The organism is Pseudoalteromonas rubra, from assembly GCF_005887095.1.
Lineage (GTDB): Bacteria > Pseudomonadota > Gammaproteobacteria > Enterobacterales > Alteromonadaceae > Pseudoalteromonas > Pseudoalteromonas rubra_E.
In genome coordinates this window covers 111,674-129,073 of the sequence record NZ_PNCI01000013.1, presented here as the reverse complement: position 1 = coordinate 129,073, position 17,400 = coordinate 111,674, and the positions used below count along the sequence as shown (strand labels likewise).

Sequence of the window (17,400 nt, the reverse complement as noted above, 5' to 3'; positions counted from 1 at the left end):
ATTATTCAACGAGGAATTTATGGCAAGTATACAAACTGCCGTGCAGGTCATGGTCGACAAACTGGTCGCCGACATGCAAGGCGAACAACCACTCAGCGCCGAAGAGCAGGCACTGGTTAGCAATGCAATCACTAAACTGGCCGACAACGAAAAACTGGAACAGGCTGTTGTGGCCGTGGCTGAATCACATATAGACAATGCCACCACGGCGCTGCAACAGGCGGCTCAGGTCGGTCAGACCAGCTTGCAGCAGGCAGCGCAGACCCTGAACGACAATGGTACCACGCTTGAAGGTAAAGCGGCTAAGCTGGACAGATTGGATACCATGGCACCAAGCCTGGCGCGGGTTGAGGCATTGCAGGGGCGGGCTTTTACTAATCAGATACGACCTGTATTTGCCCTAACGCCAATAGAGGCAGCTGCAGCGTCTGGCAATAATGCCCGATCATCAGCTGTGTTTGCCGTCTATGATCATAGTGGAGAAACCTACTTGGTTAGACCAAGTACAACGTACAACAGTAGTACTGAAAACTGTAGGTTAGAGTACTTGCGAATTCCTGATGATGGCTCTGGAAAAACAACCATTCATTCCAGCTTTACTTACTCAAATGCATTTGCGCAGAATCCAACCAGTCAAATTTATCTACATGGTGCCAGTGCATTTATTCCACTTGGCAGCAAAGGAAATCCAGAAGATATAGACTATGATGTGGTGTACAGTACGCAGGAAGCTCAGGCAACTGGGAACGCAAGCTATGGAGGTGTATACGTGCGCTCTCAAGGCTACACCTCGCTTACTAAACCTAAGCAAAACTTGAATGCTCGTGATAGGTATGGCGTTACAACTAGAAGTAGCTATGGATCCGACGATGTTGCAGTATTATACGATAACCAGAAACATTGCTTGGTAATGGTGGATGAAGGTACTTCCTTAGTTATTGAAAAATATAGAGATGGTAATGTAATCACAAGTATTGCTATAGCTAACCAAGCAGAATGGCAGGCATATGTAGATGCTGGTGATTTTACAACCGTTTGTTTTATTTATCATAGTGTTGCTCAGCCATATGGGATGAGGCGTTATACAGCAGGGGAACATAGGCTCAACCATTATGCAGCAAGCTACTATGGATATTTTGGAGTACTGAATGGCAATGTAAAAATGGGGGGCTCAAAATATAGTGCACATTATCGATTTACCTCAGAGCTGCGTCTTGAACCGATAAATTTTTTCTTCACAAGCAACTCTGAACCTTATCGAGCTCCAAGCTCAAATGGTACCACAAACGGAGAGGGTGAAGTCACAGTTGCATTAGAAAGCATGAGCGGGGAGTTACTGGGTATGTATTCATATCGCTCCAGAGCAGAAACCCAGGGCTATGATGCGGGCTATGTAGCTGGTGCTATTAACTGTATTAATCCATACAGTCACATCGGATTGCTCAATGAGTATTATATGCACAATTCTCACGGCCTGGGCCGCACTTGTCGTGCATTTTAAGGAGAGATCATGAGTTGCGAATATTTTGCCGATAAAGGCATGAAAATCGAGGGAAACTACTGGCTGGTTCACCCGCAGACGGGCGAAGCCTGGGATGAGGAATCTGCAGCCGCTTTTGTTGCTGGCTATCAGCCGCCACATCTTAGTGAAGAAGCCATTACAGCACGTAAAGACGAGCTGGTCGATGAGATTAAACGTGCCGTCTATGCATGCCTGGAAGCGCAGCAGTGGCGCGTAACTAAGGCGCAGGAGCGAGTGCAACTGGCACAGCTGGGTGGCAGCGAGGCTGAGCAAGCCGCAGCTGTCGCTGCATTGCAGGCTGAACTGGCAAAACGCGAAGTGTTGCGTCAGAAAAGTAATGAGGCGGAACTTGAGGTTGCAGAGCTAACGTCTAATGAGGCAATTGATGCCTTCTCTTTTACGGCTGAGCTTTAGAACCACTCAGTTGACGTATTAAAAACGTAAAAATATCTAATCCGGTCAGAATTGACCGGTTTTCTTCCCGTTAAATCAGTAAGATACACCTAAGCTTGAGAAAGTTAAGTCAAAAGATAAAGACCGCTATTGCGAAGCTGCAAGATTCCGCAAGTTAAAAACCACCGGCTCATAATGATGAGCGGTGGTTTTTTTATACCCAGACTTTGGGGAATTAGCGTGTCGATTTTAAACCGGTCAGAATTGACCGTTTTTAATCCCTGAAAATCAGTAAGATACACCTAAGCTTGAGAAAGCTAACGAAAGATTAAAAACAGACTTCCCGTGATAAACCCGATGCGGTGCTGTGTTGTGCAGTGCCAAGTCGGGTTTTTTATTTTTGCAACAAACGAGGATGAGATGAGCCAATTTCTAACACCAGACCTGTCCCGGGTGCCCATGCCGGATCTGTTACGGGATGTGGATTTTGAGCAGCAGTTAAAGGAAATCAAACAGCGTTTTTTAGCGTCACATCCTCAATATGCCGATGCCCTTAAACTGGAAAGCGACCCGCTGACGGCCTTGTTGCAAACGCTGGCCTACCAGCAGGTATTGAATACTCAGCAGGTAAATGATGCGGTCAAAGGCGTGATGCTGGCAACGGCCAGTGGCGCAGATCTGGATGCCATAGCGTCGCGCTATAACCTGCTACGCGACGAAGGTGAAAGCGACTCCCGGTTTCGCCAGCGCATTCAGCTGGCCTTTGATGGCTTAAATACAGCAGGAAGCGCATCGGCTTATGCCTTTCATACTTTGTCACTCGACCCGGCCATTCGTGATGTCACAGTTCACAGCCCGGCGCCATGTGAGATTGTACTGACTGTTCTCAGCACAGAAGGCAATGGTACACCGTCACAGGCGCTGCTCGACAAAGTAGCCAAACACTTTGCTGCCCAGGGATGGGAGCACCAGCAAGCCTCTCGAGTCAGGCCCCTGGGTGATCGGGTGACGGTGAATGCCCCGCAGATTGTGCCTTACACAGTCAAAGCACAGCTGGTTGTATTGCCCGGGCCCTCAGCCGAAGCAATCCGCCAGGCCGCTGTGGAAAGAATGCAAACGTATCTCGCCAGCCGACAGAAACTCGGCAAAAAAGTGACCCGGGCAGGGCTGTTCGCAGCTTTGCACCTGGAGGGCGTGGAGGAAGTTAATCTGACGTCTCCAGCGTCAAATATATCCGTGACACATACTCAGTCATCCTGGTGCGAGCATTATGAAGTAGAGGTAGTCGTCAATCATGAATGAGCTGCTTCCCAGTAATGCAACACCTTTGGTACGGGCAATTGAAAGCGAATTCTCGCGGCCCGACAAAATACGGTCTTTGCTGCTTAACGTTTTGAACATCAAGGCGTTGAGCGAATCTAAGAGGCAAAGTCTGGCCGAACAATGGCAGTTACCGTCCTGTAATAAAGCCGCTTTTTATCAGGCTGATATTAACCTGCTACTCACCGTGCTGTGGGATGACGAGCTGTGCCCGGCGGCGATGTTACCGGCGCTTGCAGAGGCTTTAAAAATAGCCGACTGGGAACGTTATCTCGATGACAGAGCGCGGCGACGTGCGTTACAGGATGCCTGTATTTTACAGGATATTCGTCTGCTACTGCGTGCCATTTGGGATCCCATGTTATGTCCTGCCTCCCTGTTGCCCTGGCTGGCCTGGGCTATGTCGGTGGATGAGTGGGATGAAACCTGGTCAGAAACACTGAAACGCCGGGTGATCTGTGACGCTTTTGCAGTGCACCAGTACAAAGGCACGCCCTACGCGCTGCAAAAAGCACTCGACAGTTTAAACATTGCTACTGAAATCAAGGAATGGTGGCAGTCCGAAGGAGCGGACACCCCCTCAGATGAGGTCATGCTACCTGGGACGATTAAAGTTTGGGCATTGGTGAATCAGAATTTGGACGACCAACAGCAAGGACTGCTGACTCCCCAAATGCTGAAAAAAATCCGCCGGGTGATCAATGCCGTTAAGCGCGGCGCTATTCATGTGGATTTACAGCTGGGTATCGCACTGAGTGAATCCTTGGCCCCTTTTGGAGCTGCACAATCGGCGCTTAATCTTATCGACCATAAAGCCACGGGTTTGGGGGTGACGCCAGACTCGACACTGGGAGCTTTGGCTGCAGCCGCAGCGGGACACTTAGTTAATTGTCAGCGCTGGCACACAGAAGGCGAGGGGATCACTCCGGATCAGAGCGAGGGAGTAATGGCAGCTTATGCACAGCTGCAGTCCTTAAATACCGTCAGCCTGAAGGCCGAAAGTTCGGGTGTGATGCCCGACCCTGTTGTCGGCGCACTGGCGCTGTCTTCAGGGCTAGATGCGCTGAATATTCAATCTTTTCATTTCCAAGGAGTGACGTAATGTCAGCATTAACCTTGCAATTTACTCAGGTGGGGCTGGATGCGCTGTTGTCGGCGCGCGCCAGAGGCTTTAAAGGGCAAATCAGCCACATGGCCTTTGGCGATGCAAGCTACACCCCGTCTAAAAATCAAACCACGCTGCGCTCACAAAAAGAGCTGGTGGAAATTGCCGATTCGGATTACACCGACGGTGAAAGCAGCAGCCTGAAAGTGGCCGCCAAATTCGAAGCGCCGCTGGAATACGCCATTGGCGAAATTGGCGTATTTCTGGATTCCGGCGAAAAGCTGGCAAGCGGTCAGCCCAAACTGATTTTACTAGGCGTGTATTCTAAACCCAATACCACGCTTGGGTACCGCACGCCAGACGTTAAGGTGTTGCAGTGGCTCACCCTGAGCCTGACCCAGCTGCCCTCCGACAGTGTTGAGGTCAAACTCGGTATTGATAACCTCAATCTGATCCTCGACAACGAACTGGCCGAATTAACCCTGGTTCAGATAGATACCATGCACCGTCAGATTAATCAGGAATGGCGACTGACGGCGCTGGAACATGCCTGATAAAAGAGACTGACAAAATTCAAAGGAGACTATATGACAACTGAAACTAAACCAATCTCGCAGCAGCTTACTGAGGTCGCAGGGCGTGCCAACGCATTGTGTCAGACTGTGGCCGATAAAGCCGGTGAAATAACAACCACACTGAATGCCAAGCTAGCGCAGGTTGATGCGCGTGTAACAAACGCTGAAGCGTCGCTCAATACTGAAATGGCTCAGGCTCAGTCTGAGTTTAATAGTTGGAAAAGTGGCCATACTGAACTGGTTAACGGCTTGGATGTTCATAAGCAAGGCAAAATAAAGCGTTACTTTTTTGCGACTACTCTGGGTAATGGCGGATATACCGCAGACAGAGATGGACCTGATGCTGCTTTTCCGCATTGCGCCTCACCACAGGAACCCTATTACATCAATTTACTTGAATTTGATGCACAAAATGGTGGTGGTTTTGGCGCAGCCGGTGACTACTTTAAATGCGAAGTTATCATGACCCACCGGGGGATGTTTGCAACCAATTATACTGAACACTTAGTGTTTACCGGTACGTCATTTTCGGACTGTGTCTCTGCCGTAATGGAAGCAAAAAGTATTGTCCACAACAACCATTTGAGCCTGTTTATTTCAGAGCCGGACAACCCTGCGAAAGAAATTCCTTTGGGTTCGGATCTGGCTGGTTCTTCGGTTCCTGTGAATTTCAGGGCAATTGGTCAAGGATATGACTCTGGAACCGCGAGGTTAACTCTTAAAGTTGACCCAAGGTTCCACTGCGGCGCATCTCGAGCTATTAGTGTAAGCACTGAGTATACGTCGGAGCGCGGTCGCCCAAGTGCTGAGCGCATCAGTCAAAACCAACCAACATGGGAGCAATAAACATGGACATAACAGGAAATGAAGCGCAAATGCCTGTTCAGCAACTTGCAGATGAGAGTCTATGGCACTCAATCAGAGCAATGCGCGATGCTTATTTGCGTTCAACAGATTGGTTAGTACTGAAGTATCAGGAAACAGAAGGCGCGATACCTGATGAGCTGAAGCAATATCGTCAGGCGTTGAGGGATTTACCGCAGGCACATAGCTCGCCGAGCGAAGTTGTGTGGCCGGTCAGACCTGAGCTGTAATATCGTCCCCTTCGGGCACGTCGCCCGCCCTGACTCACAGATTGTCTTCGAGTCTTTTTAATCTAAGAGCAAGTCTATGCAACGAACGACCTTAATCACCCAGGTGCTTGAGCGCCTGACGACGTCCCTGGCACAGGTGGCTCAGGTGGATTATCTAATCCCGAGCCAGGTTGCCCCGGACCTGACCCAGCAAGCCCAACTAACAGTAACGCCTACGCAGGAACGCCAGGCCAGCGAGCTGCAAAGTAAAGGCACCGATAAAGGTGTCAGCTATGGACCAGCGTACAACAAAAACCTCAGCCCAAACTTGCTTGACAGGCGGGTGCTGAGTGTGCAGCTCGATATTGCGTTGATGGATGGCGATAAAGCCAGGCTGCTGGAGAGGCTGGATGAGGTACTCAGCAAAGGCGAAGCCGCGATGTTGGCGGACGACGTGCCCACCCACTGGCAACATTTTATTGCCGAGCAAACGACCTTTGCGTTTAGTCAGCACAGTGAAGGGATTAAAGCACAGTTACAACTGAGCTGGTCATTTTACTATCAGGTTGAACAGAGCGAGTCACCTGGCACGCCCATCACGGATGTTTATCTGGGGCAGCAGGGCTATGAGCACAAGTTAATCTACAGCACGCAAACGCCTGCCGGGGAGGTGCTATGAATCTGGATCCCGCTCAATCTGAGTTAGCGCTATCTGACTTACAGCACCGATTAAGCAAGCTGATCACGCTGGGTACGGTGCATGAAGTGGACTATGAAACGGCTCGTGTGAAAGTCAAAATCGGTGACTGGATCACAGCTAAACTGCCCTGGCTGACCGATATGGCTGCACATAGCATGACCTGGCGCGCACCGGAAATTGGTGAGCAGGTTATTGTTCTTGCGCCTTGTGGCGACACCGCTCAGGGCGTGATCCTGGGCAGTGTGTATAGTGCGGCTGCAGATCATCATAAACCCGACCACGTGTTAGGTGCGGGTGAAGGGGAAAGTTACGCTGCGGCAAGTAGTCGTGAACATATACATCGCACCCGCTATCAGGATGGCGCGCTGGTTGAGTATGACAACCAACATCATGCTTATCATCTTTATGTGCCGGATACGGGCGGTGAACAAACCGCGAAAATCACAATACACAGTGAAAGAGACCTTCGCATTGAGTGTGGGTTTAATGCGACGGTAGAAGTGGGCAACAACGCCTCAATTAATGTGGCTAAGGATGCCACCCTGACGGTGGGCAATGACGCTTCTGTCAGCGCTGAAAAGAACATTAGCATCGCGGCAGGAGAAACTCTGACGCTAGAGGGTAAGCAGGTCAATATCAGTTCAACGGCACAGGATATTGCTGTCGCGGCGAAGGGCAACTTGTTGCTCAATGCTGCAATGATCAAAGCCCAGGAGTAACTATGCCAGATATTGCATTAAATAAAGCCCAAACTAATTCGCATGACGATTTCAACCCAGCCACGGTGGCCGCAACGCAAAGCACCTTTAAGGTCAATAAAGAAGCCGTGCTGTGTGTTGGTGACACATTATCCGAGCACTCACACAGCAAAGACAGCAAGATACCACCTCATGTTGGGCAAACAGTAACTAAAGGTGCGCCGGGCTTTACGATTGGGGGCAACGCCGTTGTCCGTGTGGGCGATCCCAGCAGCTGTAACGCATTGATTGAAGGTGGGTATGCAAAGTTCATTGTGGGTAATAAAGGAGGTGAAACATGATTGGCATGAATGCCCAGACAGGTAAGCCGCTGAGCGGCGTTGAACACCTGAAACAAAGTATTCGCGATATTGTGACGACCCCTAAGGGAAGTCGGGTGATGCGTCGCGATTATGGCTGCGGCTTGTTTGAACTTATTGACCGGCCGTTTTCACACTCTCTGGTTGGTGATATTACCATTGCCATTTCCAATGCGCTTGAGCAATGGGAGCCAAGATTCGCACTTGAAGGGGTGGCGGTGCACCCGGCCGGAGACGGCAAATTATCAATCGCCATTGAAGGTTTATACCTAATCAATGGCGAACCGGTAACCATCGAAGGGATCCAAATCTAACTTGTGATTTTTTAATTTTCTCAATTTATTTTTCAACTTAAGCCACAGCACCTGGGCTGCGTTTGTAGCAGCTCGGCTGTGGCTTTTTTATTAGCTAATTGACATACCTTTAAAGGAGATATCTATGTCTAAATTTCTACACGGTGTAGAAGTCATCGAGGCGCAAACTGGCACGCGCCCTATTAAAACGGTTAAAAGTGCGGTTATTGGTCTGATTGGTACGGCCCCTTTTGCTGACGAAAAGGCGTTTCCGCTTAATACACCTGTGTTAGTGGCAGGCAAGCGTACAGATGCGGTTAAACTGGTTGACACAGCCAATGCGGATTATCAGGCAAAACTTGCGGCAGCAAAAACGGCTGCAGGCGATGCGGCGAAAGCAGAAAGCAGTGCGCAATATCTGGCGGCTGTGGAAGCGTTTAAAGCGGCTAACGATAAAGCGGCAGACTACGAGCTCACAGCGGAAGAAAAAACGGCTATTCAGGCTGATGTAGAAGCCAAAGCCAAAGCAGCGGTCACGGATATTTCTGATTCGCTAAAGGGCTCTCTGGTACGTGCCATTGATGGCATCTTCGACCAGGCAGGCGCCGCGGTTGTTATTGTACGTGTTGCCGACCATGCCGACGAAGCTGAAGTGATTAAAAATATGCAGGCAGGCACCACAGCTGATGGCGGCTATAAAGGTGTATCGGCGTTTTTGGCGGCGGAATCTGAGCTGGGCATGACGCCACGTATTCTCATTGCTCCTGAATACACTCATCAGTTTGACAAAACCACAGGTGAAATGAATGCCGTTGTGTCTGACCTGATTGGTGTAGCTGAACGACTGCGTGCGGTGATCATTGCCGACGGTCCAAATGAGAAAGAAAGCTCTGCGGATGCCACAGCGATTAAATATCGTCAGACTATTGGCTCACGTCGTGTGTATGTGGTTGACCCGCATGTACGTGTATTCCGCGATGGTGAATCTGTTGATGAGCCAGCCAGTGCCCGTGTTGCCGGTATGATTGCCAAATCGGACAACGACCGTGGCTTCTGGTGGAGCCCAAGTAATACCGCAATGAATGGTATTGTTGGTACTGCACGCCCGGTGGACTTCCAGTTAGGTGATGCAAACGCACGTGCTAACCACCTGAATGAAAACGAAGTAGCGACCATTATCCGCCAAAACGGCTTCAAGCTGTGGGGTAACCGTACGTGTTCTGGCGACCCGAAATGGGCCTTCCTGTCAGTGGTTCGTACCGCAGACATGATCAATGACTCACTGCTGCGTGCTCACATGTGGGCGGTTGACCGTAACATCACCAAAACTTATATCGAAGATGTGAAACAGAGCGTGCAGTCTTACCTGGACAGCCTTAAAGCACAGGGTGCAATCCTGGGCGGCGAAATCTGGGCAGATGAAGAGCTGAATACGCCGGAAAACATTCAGGCTGGCAAGGTTTACTTCAGCTTTGACTTTACGCCGCCAACACCGGCTGAGCACATCACCTTCAAGAGCATTCTGACAAATAACTACCTAGAGGAAATCGTATAATGGCAATGTCTCCTAAAATCCTTAAAAAATTCAAACTGTTCGTAGACGGCAAAGGCTACCTGGGCATTGCGGACGAAATTCAGCTACCAAAAGTCACGGTGAAAACCCGTGAAGTGACATCGGGCTTTCAGGCGCCGATTGAGCTGGACGTGGGTCAGCTTGAGAAACTGGAAGGCAGTATCACTTTGCTTGAATACAACGCCGACATGCTCAAGCTGCTGGGTGACTGGAGTGGGGCTACCACACCATTAACCGCGCGCGGTGCGATTCAGGCGCAAGGTCAGCCACCACAGCCTGTGGTTGTGACTCTGGAAGGCTACTTCAAAGAAGTCGATATGGGTAACTGGAAAGATGGTGAAGAAGCCAAGCTGACGATGCAGTACACAGTGCAGAAGTACAAGTTGGAGATCAACAACGAAGTGATCTACGAAATTGACCTGTACAACGATGTGCGCAAAATCAATGGCACAGATCAAATGGCGCTGTTACGCGCTGCCATTGGCGCTTAATTCGCGCTCTTGTCTTGATATGGTGGGTACTTCTTACTGGCTTAATCCCCGGAGGAGTGCCAACCTGCGCACTGAGAAAATAATAATAGGAGCAAAAGCATGAAAGAAATCATTACCCTGGCATTTCCAGTGACGGTTGACGGGCATGAGTATGCCGAATTGACAATGAGACGACCAAAAGTACGAGACCGGTTAATGGTGGACAAGGCAGATATCAGCGAGTCGGAAAGTGAAATTCGCTACTTCTCCAATTTGTGCGAAGTCTCGCCGGATATCATCGAAGAGCTTGACTGGAGCGACTTTGTGAAGCTCAGAGAAACCTTACAGGCTTTTCTCGTATCCCGCCCAGGCGCTTAAGAGCCATGGTTATCGCCTTAGCCAAATACACAGGTTGGGGCCTGACCGAACTCAATGCATTGACCGAAGATGAATTAGTCGATTGGTTCAATGCTGCGGTTGACTACAAAGAGGCAACCTCTGCGTCCTGATCCGCTGCGGGTCATACCTCCACAAACATGCGTTTTTGCGCATGTTTGTGGATTCAATTGCGGGCATTGCTCAGTGGCTTTTTTCAGGCTGTTTAGCAATGCCACACTCCACCTCCCTTCATTCTCTGGTATCACTTCTTAACTCTTTCAGGTAAATCTATGAAACAAGGAACTGTCGAACATCTTCGTGCTCCCGGCGGAGCCAAAAATAAAGTTAAACATCGCCTGGCGCAGAGCAATGGCGTGGACCAGCGACTGGCGAAACTCGGCCGGACACTGCATTCTCTGCAGCTGCAAAGTGATGCCAGTGCCGCGTCGGTCGGGCAATTGCTCGCACAGCTTCAGGCGCTGGTGTTACTAGCCCCACAAAGTAGTGATTTGCAAAAACGTCTGCAGGCTGTGATGACACAACAGGGGCCGTCGGCGCAACCAGCGTCTGGCCAAGGGGCTGTCAGCCTGAGTGTGGACAATCCGGGTGCATATGAAGTGCCCGACGCTTTACTGGCGTCTTTGGATAATCTTGGCGCTGTGATTGCGCGCCTTGCTGATAAAAATGAACAAGCCTCTCAGCCCAGTGGTGCCGGTCAGGTAGCAACCGCAACGGCACCAGATTTTACACCGGTAAACGCGTCCGAGCATCGTCAGGACTCAGTTGAACTGAATACCTCCGCGGGTATTGGCAATGATGTTGTAGCGACAGCTGTGCCTGAAGGTAGCGTAGATGTATCGGCTGTAACTGCGTTGTCCCAGTCAGTGAATACTGAACTGAACAGCCTGACCACTTTGGTGCCCGAAATGGCGCGTTCACTGGATCTCGGCCAGACGGTGGCGGCATTTCAATCCGCATTACCGGTATTACAAAATCTGGATCTTAAGGCGTTGTTCGCCGGTGACCTCAATGGGCTAAAAACGGCATTGCCTGCACTCATTGACGCGGTTGACTTACCTCAGTTGCAGCAGGCACTGGCTTCAGAATTGCCGGCACTGGCACAGCTAGACTTGTCTGGTGCATTGCGTGGTGATGTACAGGCTCTAACATCAGAGCTTCCGAACATGCTCAGCGCTTTACAGTTGGATGGGGTTTCGGCCAGTGTCGCGCAAGCCTTGCCTGCACTTGCGCAGCTGGATATGCCAGCAATTGCTTCAGGGGAGCTAGATTCCCTAATCCAGGCTGCACCGCAGCTATTTCAGGCATTGAATATGCCTGGCGCATCTCAGGCAATGGAAAAAGCCCTGCCGGTACTCAGTAAACTTAACGCGCCTGCGATCATCGAAGGTGACCTCAGCAGTGTACTGGACGCTGCGCCTGAGGTTTTGCGTGCATTTGAGCTGGACGCGGCTGCAGACAAATTGCAGGCCGCCATACCCAGCCTGACCCAGCTTGACCTCAAAGGCATAGCGCAAGGTGATGTGTCTACTTTAATGAACGTGGCGCCTCAGTTGCTGAGCGCGCTGGAGCTGGGGGATGCGGGCACAGCCATGGCTGCCGCGCTTCCGGCATTACAAAAATTTGATGTAGACGGGTTGCTCGGGGGGGATCTGACTTCTCTGGCTGAAGCCGGTCCGGATCTGCTCAATGCACTGGGCATGGAAGAGGCGGCAGCCCTGTTGCAACAACACGCTGGCATTGTGCAAAAGCTCGACATCCGGGGCGTGATGAGCGGCGACCTGGCCTCACTGGGAGAGGTTGCCCCTGCGGTATTTGATGCGCTGGATATGCCCGGCGCATCGGCAGCACTGCAAAAGGCCATGCCGGTGCTGAGTAAGCTCAATGCCCCGGCTATTATGGAAGGCGATCTGAGCAGTTTGCTGGATGCGGCGCCCGAAGTGTTGCGTGCGTTTGAACTGGACGATGCCGCAGATAAGTTGCAAACCGCCATTCCTGGTTTGGCCAAGCTTGATTTGAAAAGCATAGTGCAGGGGGATGTCTCCAGCCTGATGAACGCCGCCCCGGATTTGCTTAAAGCACTGGAACTGGGCGATGCAGGCGCCTTGCTTGAGTCTGCCTTACCTGCGCTACAGAAATTCGATGTGGACGCGCTGCTGAGCGGCGACCTGTCATCTTTGACAGAAGCGGGCCCTCAGTTGCTGAATGCTTTTGGTATGGATGAGGCCGCCTCGTTGCTGCAACAACATGCCGGGGTGTTCCAAAAACTTGATGTGAAGGGCGTGCTGGGGGGCGACTTGTCGTCACTGGTGTCTGCTGCCCCTGATTTGCTGAATACATTTGGCATGGACGGCGCAGCATCATTGCTGGCACAACATGAAGGGGCGCTCAGCAAGCTGGATTTTAAAGGGCTGATGAACGGCGATTTGTCGTCTCTGGGCGACGCCGCATCTGAGTTTTTGAGTGGCTCCGGTTTATTTGGCGATACTGAAGGGGACGCTGAGACGTCCAGTGTTTTTGATGAACTTGATGGGCACTTAGAAGACGAGCCGGAAGAAGAGAAAAAGCGGCCTCGCAAACGCAAAAACAAGGGCAAACCAAAGGGTAAGTCAGGTTCTAAACGAGGGCGAAATAAAGGGAAAGGCAAAGATCAGGCTGCTCCAGAGTCCCAAGAGAACGCCACCAGGAAAAATAAGCGCAAGCCAGCGGCACAGGGCAATGCGATCCGTGCACTTGACCGCGGCAGGCAGCTCCCCAATGCGACATCTAAGTCGATAGCGGTGCAGGCTGCAGCAAATGATGCTAAGGCAGGAAAACTGGGCCAGTTTGCAGGGAAAAAAGGTGGACTGTTTAGTCGCCTGCCTGGAGCCAAAATGCTCGGTAAGCTGGCTGCCCCTTTGAGTGCGGTGATGGGCGCGGTGGACGTTGCGACTACGCTGTCAGATGACAATCTCAGTGCCGAGCAGAAAACTCAGCAGGTTGGCAGTGCCGTCGGCGGTGCAGGCGGTGCCTGGGCAGGCGCCGCAGCAGGTGCAGCCATTGGCTCGGTGATCCCGGGGATCGGTACTGCCATAGGTGGTCTGGTCGGAGGCGCGCTGGGTGCGATGGGCGGTGAGTCTGTTGGCGGCTGGCTGGGTGAAAAGCTCGGAGGCTGGTTTGCTGATGATGAACCTGCCAAACCTCAGGCCACACCTGATATCAGTGGCAATGTTGAGACATCGCAGGGTACAGCGAATGACGCCGGCGTGTCCGGCACGGCGCCACAAAATGGTAATAGCAGTAACCTGCTGGGTCTGGCTGAAGGCTTTATCAAAAATCAGTTTATTAATCCGTTTAATCTTGTCGCAGGCACCGCATCCGCGCTGGCTGAACGCGCCGGAAATGACAAGAGTCGTGCACATAAAGTGGCAAAAGTTGGCAATTTTGTCGGCGATGCTTTGAATTATCACACCGTGTGGCATGCCGCCAATGATGAGTCTTTGAGTGGCTCGCAAAAAGCAGGGGTGATTGGCGGTACGCTCGGTGGCATGTTCTCAGCCAAGGCTGTGACAGGGTTAATGGAAAAAAGCCGTAATCCCTGGTTGAAAATGGCTGCGCCACTGGCAGGGTTTATCACCAATGCGGCGGTAGGGTCGCACATTAGCAGCTGGTTTGGTGCTGACAAAGTGGCCGAGCCGGGTGATGTGGCAGTTGATAAAGGCAACATCGCAAGCACGCCAGAAGCGCTGTCAACGTCACAGGCCTCATCTACAACACATGCAGAAGCCACATCCGTCAATAGTGACTCAGCACATCAGGGCGCACAGGTAACGGTCAATGCCAACATCACAGTCAATGCGCGCAGTGGCGAGCAGGCTCAGGATATTGCTGTTCAGGTTAAGCAGATCCTTGAACAGCAGCAACAGCAGGCCGTTCGCGATTTGAATGCGCGCTATTTCAATCAGGTGGCTTAAACCCACAATTCATTCTTCAGGTGAACAATGAGCAATACCAATCATGCCAGACACATGATGCAGCTGGGTGACTATAAGTTCTCGGTCAGCACAGCGGCATTTAACAAGCTGAAATACGACACCCAGTATCGCTGGAAGTCGCTTGATGCCCCGACAAATAAAAACAGCCCTTTGATGCAGTTTATTGGGGTAGGAGAACAAACGCTGGATCTCGAAGGCACCATTTTCCCGCAAATCGTCGAAAACGGGTTAAAGCAACTCGATTATATGCGCGAAGAGGCAGCCAAAGGGCAGCCTCTGACCCTGGGTTATGTAGAAGAAAGTGGCAAGACCAACCCCAGTGTGGGGCGGGTCCTGGGGAAGTGGGTGATCAGTAGCATCAGCGAAACCCGGACCTTGTTTTTCAATGACGGCATTCCCCGGGAGATCCAGTTTTCAATGCGCCTGAGTCGTTATCAGGCGGCACTTAAAGAGCCCGAATAAGGAGAAACCATGAAAGGTGTAAATTATGTGACTCGTGATGGAGACTGTCTTGATCTCATTTGTTATCGCCATTACGGGCAAAGTGCTGGCACGGTTGAAAAAGTGCTGGGGGCCAATGCGGGCCTGGCTGCACTGGGGGCAATTTATCCGGCGGGTGTGGAAATTTTTCTTCCTGAGCTGCCTAAGCCTAAGACCAAGCATGTGATCAATATTTGGGATTAGTTATGAACCAGCAACCCTATTTTTCTATCAAAGCGAATGGTAATGAAGTCACCGAGCGTCTTAAAGATCGGATCGTTGAAGTCAGTGTAACGCAGCGAACCGGCTTGCTCAGTGATGTATGCATGGTGCGATTCGATAACCTGGAAGAGCTGCCAATTCAGCTCCCGGAGCCTGGCAATGTACTGGAAATTGCGTTGGGATATAAAAACGGCACGCCAGACAGCCATGCTGCACTTACCCCGGTTGGTAAGTTTGATGTAGGGGCGTACGAACTAACGGGACCTGCCCGGGCACTCACTTTGTATGGCAACAGCATTATGTGGGATGCCGACTTTAAATCGCCAAGATACCGCTCCTGGCCTGAGCAGGGGAGTGATGAGCCTATTACCCTTGGCGACCTGGTGGCACAAATTGCTTCTGAGTATGGGTTGCAAAGTGGCGTGAGCGAAGCACTGCAGAGCATTACTCTGGAGCATCTGGAGCAAAGTGAAAGTGATATGCAGTTGCTTACGAGACTTGCCCGGCGCTACGACGCGGTGATGAAAATTGCGGCAGATAAGTTGCTGTTTGTCACTAAAGGCACCGGGCAATCGTTGTCAGGGCAAACCGTGACCTCGGCCACACTGAGTACACATCAAATAATACACTGGTCCAGGGCAACCAGCCACTACCACTTAGTGGGTGGTGTGCTCTGCTATTACTACGATACGCAGCAGGCACAGCGGATTGCGGTGCAGGCGGGGGCTGCGGCTCCTGTGGTGACTTTACCTTATCTCTATTCGGATGAAGCAGCTGCTCAGGCTGCAGCAAACAGTCATCTGACGCGCCTGAGACGTGCTCATGGTGAGGTGTATTTAACGGTACCTGGTAACCCAGACATAGTCGCCGGTGCTTTGATCACGGTAGATAAAACGGTGGAATACCTGAAGGGTGAATGGTTTATCAAAGAGGTCACCCATCAACTGACGTCACAGGGGTATGTGTGTCAGATCAAAGCAGAGCAACCCAGTTAACCCTGCCATCATGTCGGCCAGACGTGATTTTGTCCTTTCTCCTTTCCTGCCCCCGCATTGTCTGGCGTGACTAATACGCCAGGTAATGCCCTACCTATAGCCAAGCTAGAATAGTTCTATATCATCACCCGGGCTCGCTGTTTCCTGTTTCTCCTGCAGCATATCCAGTACCTCTGTCAACTGGTCTTCAATCACCAATCCCGATTGTACTTTTTCTTCCGCAGCGGTTTTGGCCGTTTGGATCATGTTGACCAGCAGCTCTTCTGAGGCTTCTGAAATGTCGTTATCGATACTGAGTGTGGAGAACAACACTTCCAACTGTATTTCCATATCGTCAATCAAGGTGACAATACCATTTTTAATGTCAGTATTTTGCGCCCTGAAATCCTGAATAGTTTGCTTCATGGTCTGCTCAGCCAGCACTTTGCCTGTGCATTGTTCCAGCCCGTCCATCATATAGGCGAGGTAATCTCGCATTGAGCCGGCTCTGTCTGGATCGGCAGGCATATTTTTGACCAGTAAAGAGGCATGACGCCAGTTGAATGCGGCCCTGTGTTTACCAAAGGCCATGATTCGATTTGCGCCCTGTAAGGACTCCAGCAAAGCCGCATCAATGTTTTTGGCGATCCCGTCATCAAAAAAGCAGGGATTGGCTTTTTGATCGCGAATAATCAGTGAGCACTTCAGACCAAATCCGCGGGTGAGCTTAAAAACGGCCTGAGCAAGATGTGTCAGATCATGGCAATGAAAACTGTCCCGGTAAAATCCCATTACATAGCCGAGAGATGACAGATCCGATAGTGCCTTAACGGCGACTTCGTCGGCATGGCCTGAGCTTGCTTTATGCGTTTTGAGCAGTATCGATACTTTGGTTAGCAGCTCCTGCTCATCCACCGGTTTGGCAATAAAATCGTTGCCACCGGCATCATAAGCCTTTAACCGTTCTTGTAGCGAATTCAGGTTTGAAAAAAACAGAATGGGCATAGTATGACCGGCAAGCCTGATTTTGTAGGCTGCTTCATAACCATTCATACGTGGCATCTGAATGTCCATCAAAATAAGGCACGGCGAGCGAGAGTCGACCAGTTCAAGTGCTGCTTCGCCGTCTTGTGCGACTTCTATCCGGTACTGTGGTGACAACATATGTGTGTGATATTCTACAACAAAGTCGTCATCATCAACGATCAGAATTGTCTCCATTCAGCTCACCAGTTAAGTTAACATCATCGTGGCTGACAGGTGCAATATGCTG

20 protein-coding genes are annotated in these 17,400 nt (G+C 50.9%); 19 read left to right on the top strand and 1 reads right to left on the bottom strand.

From position 1 onward, the window contains the following. The first annotated feature begins 19 nt into the window (after positions 1 to 19). The 19 genes from CWB99_RS06430 (at position 20) to CWB99_RS06345 (ending at position 16,148) form a co-directional block, all read left to right on the top strand. Positions 20 to 1,501, top strand: coding sequence for a hypothetical protein (locus tag CWB99_RS06430; protein WP_138550302.1), 1,482 nt, complete (start codon positions 20 to 22; stop codon positions 1,499 to 1,501). Positions 1,502 to 1,510: 9 nt separating this feature from the next. Continuing rightward, a complete protein-coding gene (locus CWB99_RS06425) occupies positions 1,511 to 1,936 on the top strand; it encodes a hypothetical protein (protein WP_138550301.1) in 426 nt (141 codons plus the stop codon). A 399-nt stretch (positions 1,937 to 2,335) separates the two neighbouring features. Beyond that, positions 2,336 to 3,217, top strand: a complete 882-nt coding sequence (locus CWB99_RS06420; protein ID WP_171045278.1) for a baseplate assembly protein — start codon at positions 2,336 to 2,338, stop codon at positions 3,215 to 3,217. Continuing rightward, the gene (locus CWB99_RS06415) at positions 3,210 to 4,337 is read left to right on the top strand and encodes a phage tail protein I (RefSeq protein WP_138550299.1); all 1,128 of its coding nucleotides are present in this window, start codon (positions 3,210 to 3,212) and stop codon (positions 4,335 to 4,337) included. Before CWB99_RS06420 ends, CWB99_RS06415 begins: the two co-directional genes overlap by 8 nt. After that, the gene (locus CWB99_RS06410; RefSeq protein WP_138550298.1) at positions 4,337 to 4,894 is read left to right on the top strand and encodes a phage tail protein; all 558 of its coding nucleotides are present in this window, start codon (positions 4,337 to 4,339) and stop codon (positions 4,892 to 4,894) included. Before CWB99_RS06415 ends, CWB99_RS06410 begins: the two co-directional genes overlap by 1 nt. A gap of 33 nt (positions 4,895 to 4,927) precedes the next feature. Then, complete coding sequence (locus CWB99_RS06405) at positions 4,928 to 5,761, top strand: hypothetical protein (RefSeq protein ID WP_138550297.1); 834 nt, start codon at positions 4,928 to 4,930, stop codon at positions 5,759 to 5,761. Positions 5,762 to 5,763: 2 nt separating this feature from the next. Beyond that, a complete protein-coding gene (locus CWB99_RS06400; RefSeq protein ID WP_138550296.1) occupies positions 5,764 to 6,009 on the top strand; it encodes a phage tail assembly chaperone in 246 nt (81 codons plus the stop codon). Positions 6,010 to 6,085: 76 nt separating this feature from the next. Next, entirely contained in the window at positions 6,086 to 6,667 is a 582-nt protein-coding gene (locus tag CWB99_RS06395) for a hypothetical protein (protein WP_054015369.1), read from the top strand. Continuing rightward, on the top strand, positions 6,664 to 7,407 hold the full coding sequence (locus CWB99_RS06390; RefSeq protein WP_138550295.1) for a phage baseplate assembly protein V: 744 nt from the start codon (positions 6,664 to 6,666) through the stop codon (positions 7,405 to 7,407). Before CWB99_RS06395 ends, CWB99_RS06390 begins: the two co-directional genes overlap by 4 nt. Before the next feature lie 2 nt (positions 7,408 to 7,409). Next, the gene (locus tag CWB99_RS06385) at positions 7,410 to 7,727 is read left to right on the top strand and encodes a PAAR domain-containing protein (RefSeq protein WP_138550294.1); all 318 of its coding nucleotides are present in this window, start codon (positions 7,410 to 7,412) and stop codon (positions 7,725 to 7,727) included. After that, a complete protein-coding gene (locus CWB99_RS06380; RefSeq protein ID WP_138550293.1) occupies positions 7,724 to 8,059 on the top strand; it encodes a GPW/gp25 family protein in 336 nt (111 codons plus the stop codon). Before CWB99_RS06385 ends, CWB99_RS06380 begins: the two co-directional genes overlap by 4 nt. Before the next feature lie 124 nt (positions 8,060 to 8,183). Further along, entirely contained in the window at positions 8,184 to 9,593 is a 1,410-nt protein-coding gene (locus CWB99_RS06375; protein WP_138550292.1) for a phage tail sheath C-terminal domain-containing protein, read from the top strand. Next, complete coding sequence (locus tag CWB99_RS06370; RefSeq protein ID WP_125720012.1) at positions 9,593 to 10,102, top strand: phage major tail tube protein; 510 nt, start codon at positions 9,593 to 9,595, stop codon at positions 10,100 to 10,102. Before CWB99_RS06375 ends, CWB99_RS06370 begins: the two co-directional genes overlap by 1 nt. A 99-nt stretch (positions 10,103 to 10,201) precedes the next feature. Then, positions 10,202 to 10,459 (top strand): phage tail assembly protein, encoded by a 258-nt coding sequence (locus CWB99_RS06365; protein WP_125781843.1) that lies wholly within the window; start codon positions 10,202 to 10,204, stop codon positions 10,457 to 10,459. Between the two features lie 5 nt (positions 10,460 to 10,464). Further along, positions 10,465 to 10,590, top strand: a complete 126-nt coding sequence (locus tag CWB99_RS24770; protein ID WP_283235352.1) for a hypothetical protein — start codon at positions 10,465 to 10,467, stop codon at positions 10,588 to 10,590. A gap of 159 nt (positions 10,591 to 10,749) precedes the next feature. After that, positions 10,750 to 14,430, top strand: a complete 3,681-nt coding sequence (locus tag CWB99_RS06360) for a hypothetical protein (RefSeq protein WP_138550291.1) — start codon at positions 10,750 to 10,752, stop codon at positions 14,428 to 14,430. Positions 14,431 to 14,457: 27 nt separating this feature from the next. Next, entirely contained in the window at positions 14,458 to 14,913 is a 456-nt protein-coding gene (locus CWB99_RS06355; RefSeq protein WP_010385141.1) for a phage tail protein, read from the top strand. A gap of 9 nt (positions 14,914 to 14,922) precedes the next feature. Then, complete coding sequence (locus tag CWB99_RS06350; RefSeq protein WP_138550290.1) at positions 14,923 to 15,135, top strand: tail protein X; 213 nt, start codon at positions 14,923 to 14,925, stop codon at positions 15,133 to 15,135. Positions 15,136 to 15,137: 2 nt separating this feature from the next. After that, positions 15,138 to 16,148, top strand: a complete 1,011-nt coding sequence (locus CWB99_RS06345) for a phage late control D family protein (RefSeq protein ID WP_138550289.1) — start codon at positions 15,138 to 15,140, stop codon at positions 16,146 to 16,148. A gap of 105 nt (positions 16,149 to 16,253) precedes the next feature. Here CWB99_RS06345 and CWB99_RS06340 read toward each other — a convergent pair whose 3' ends face one another. After that, entirely contained in the window at positions 16,254 to 17,348 is a 1,095-nt protein-coding gene (locus tag CWB99_RS06340; RefSeq protein WP_138550288.1) for a response regulator, read from the bottom strand. Positions 17,349 to 17,400 lie beyond the last annotated feature (52 nt).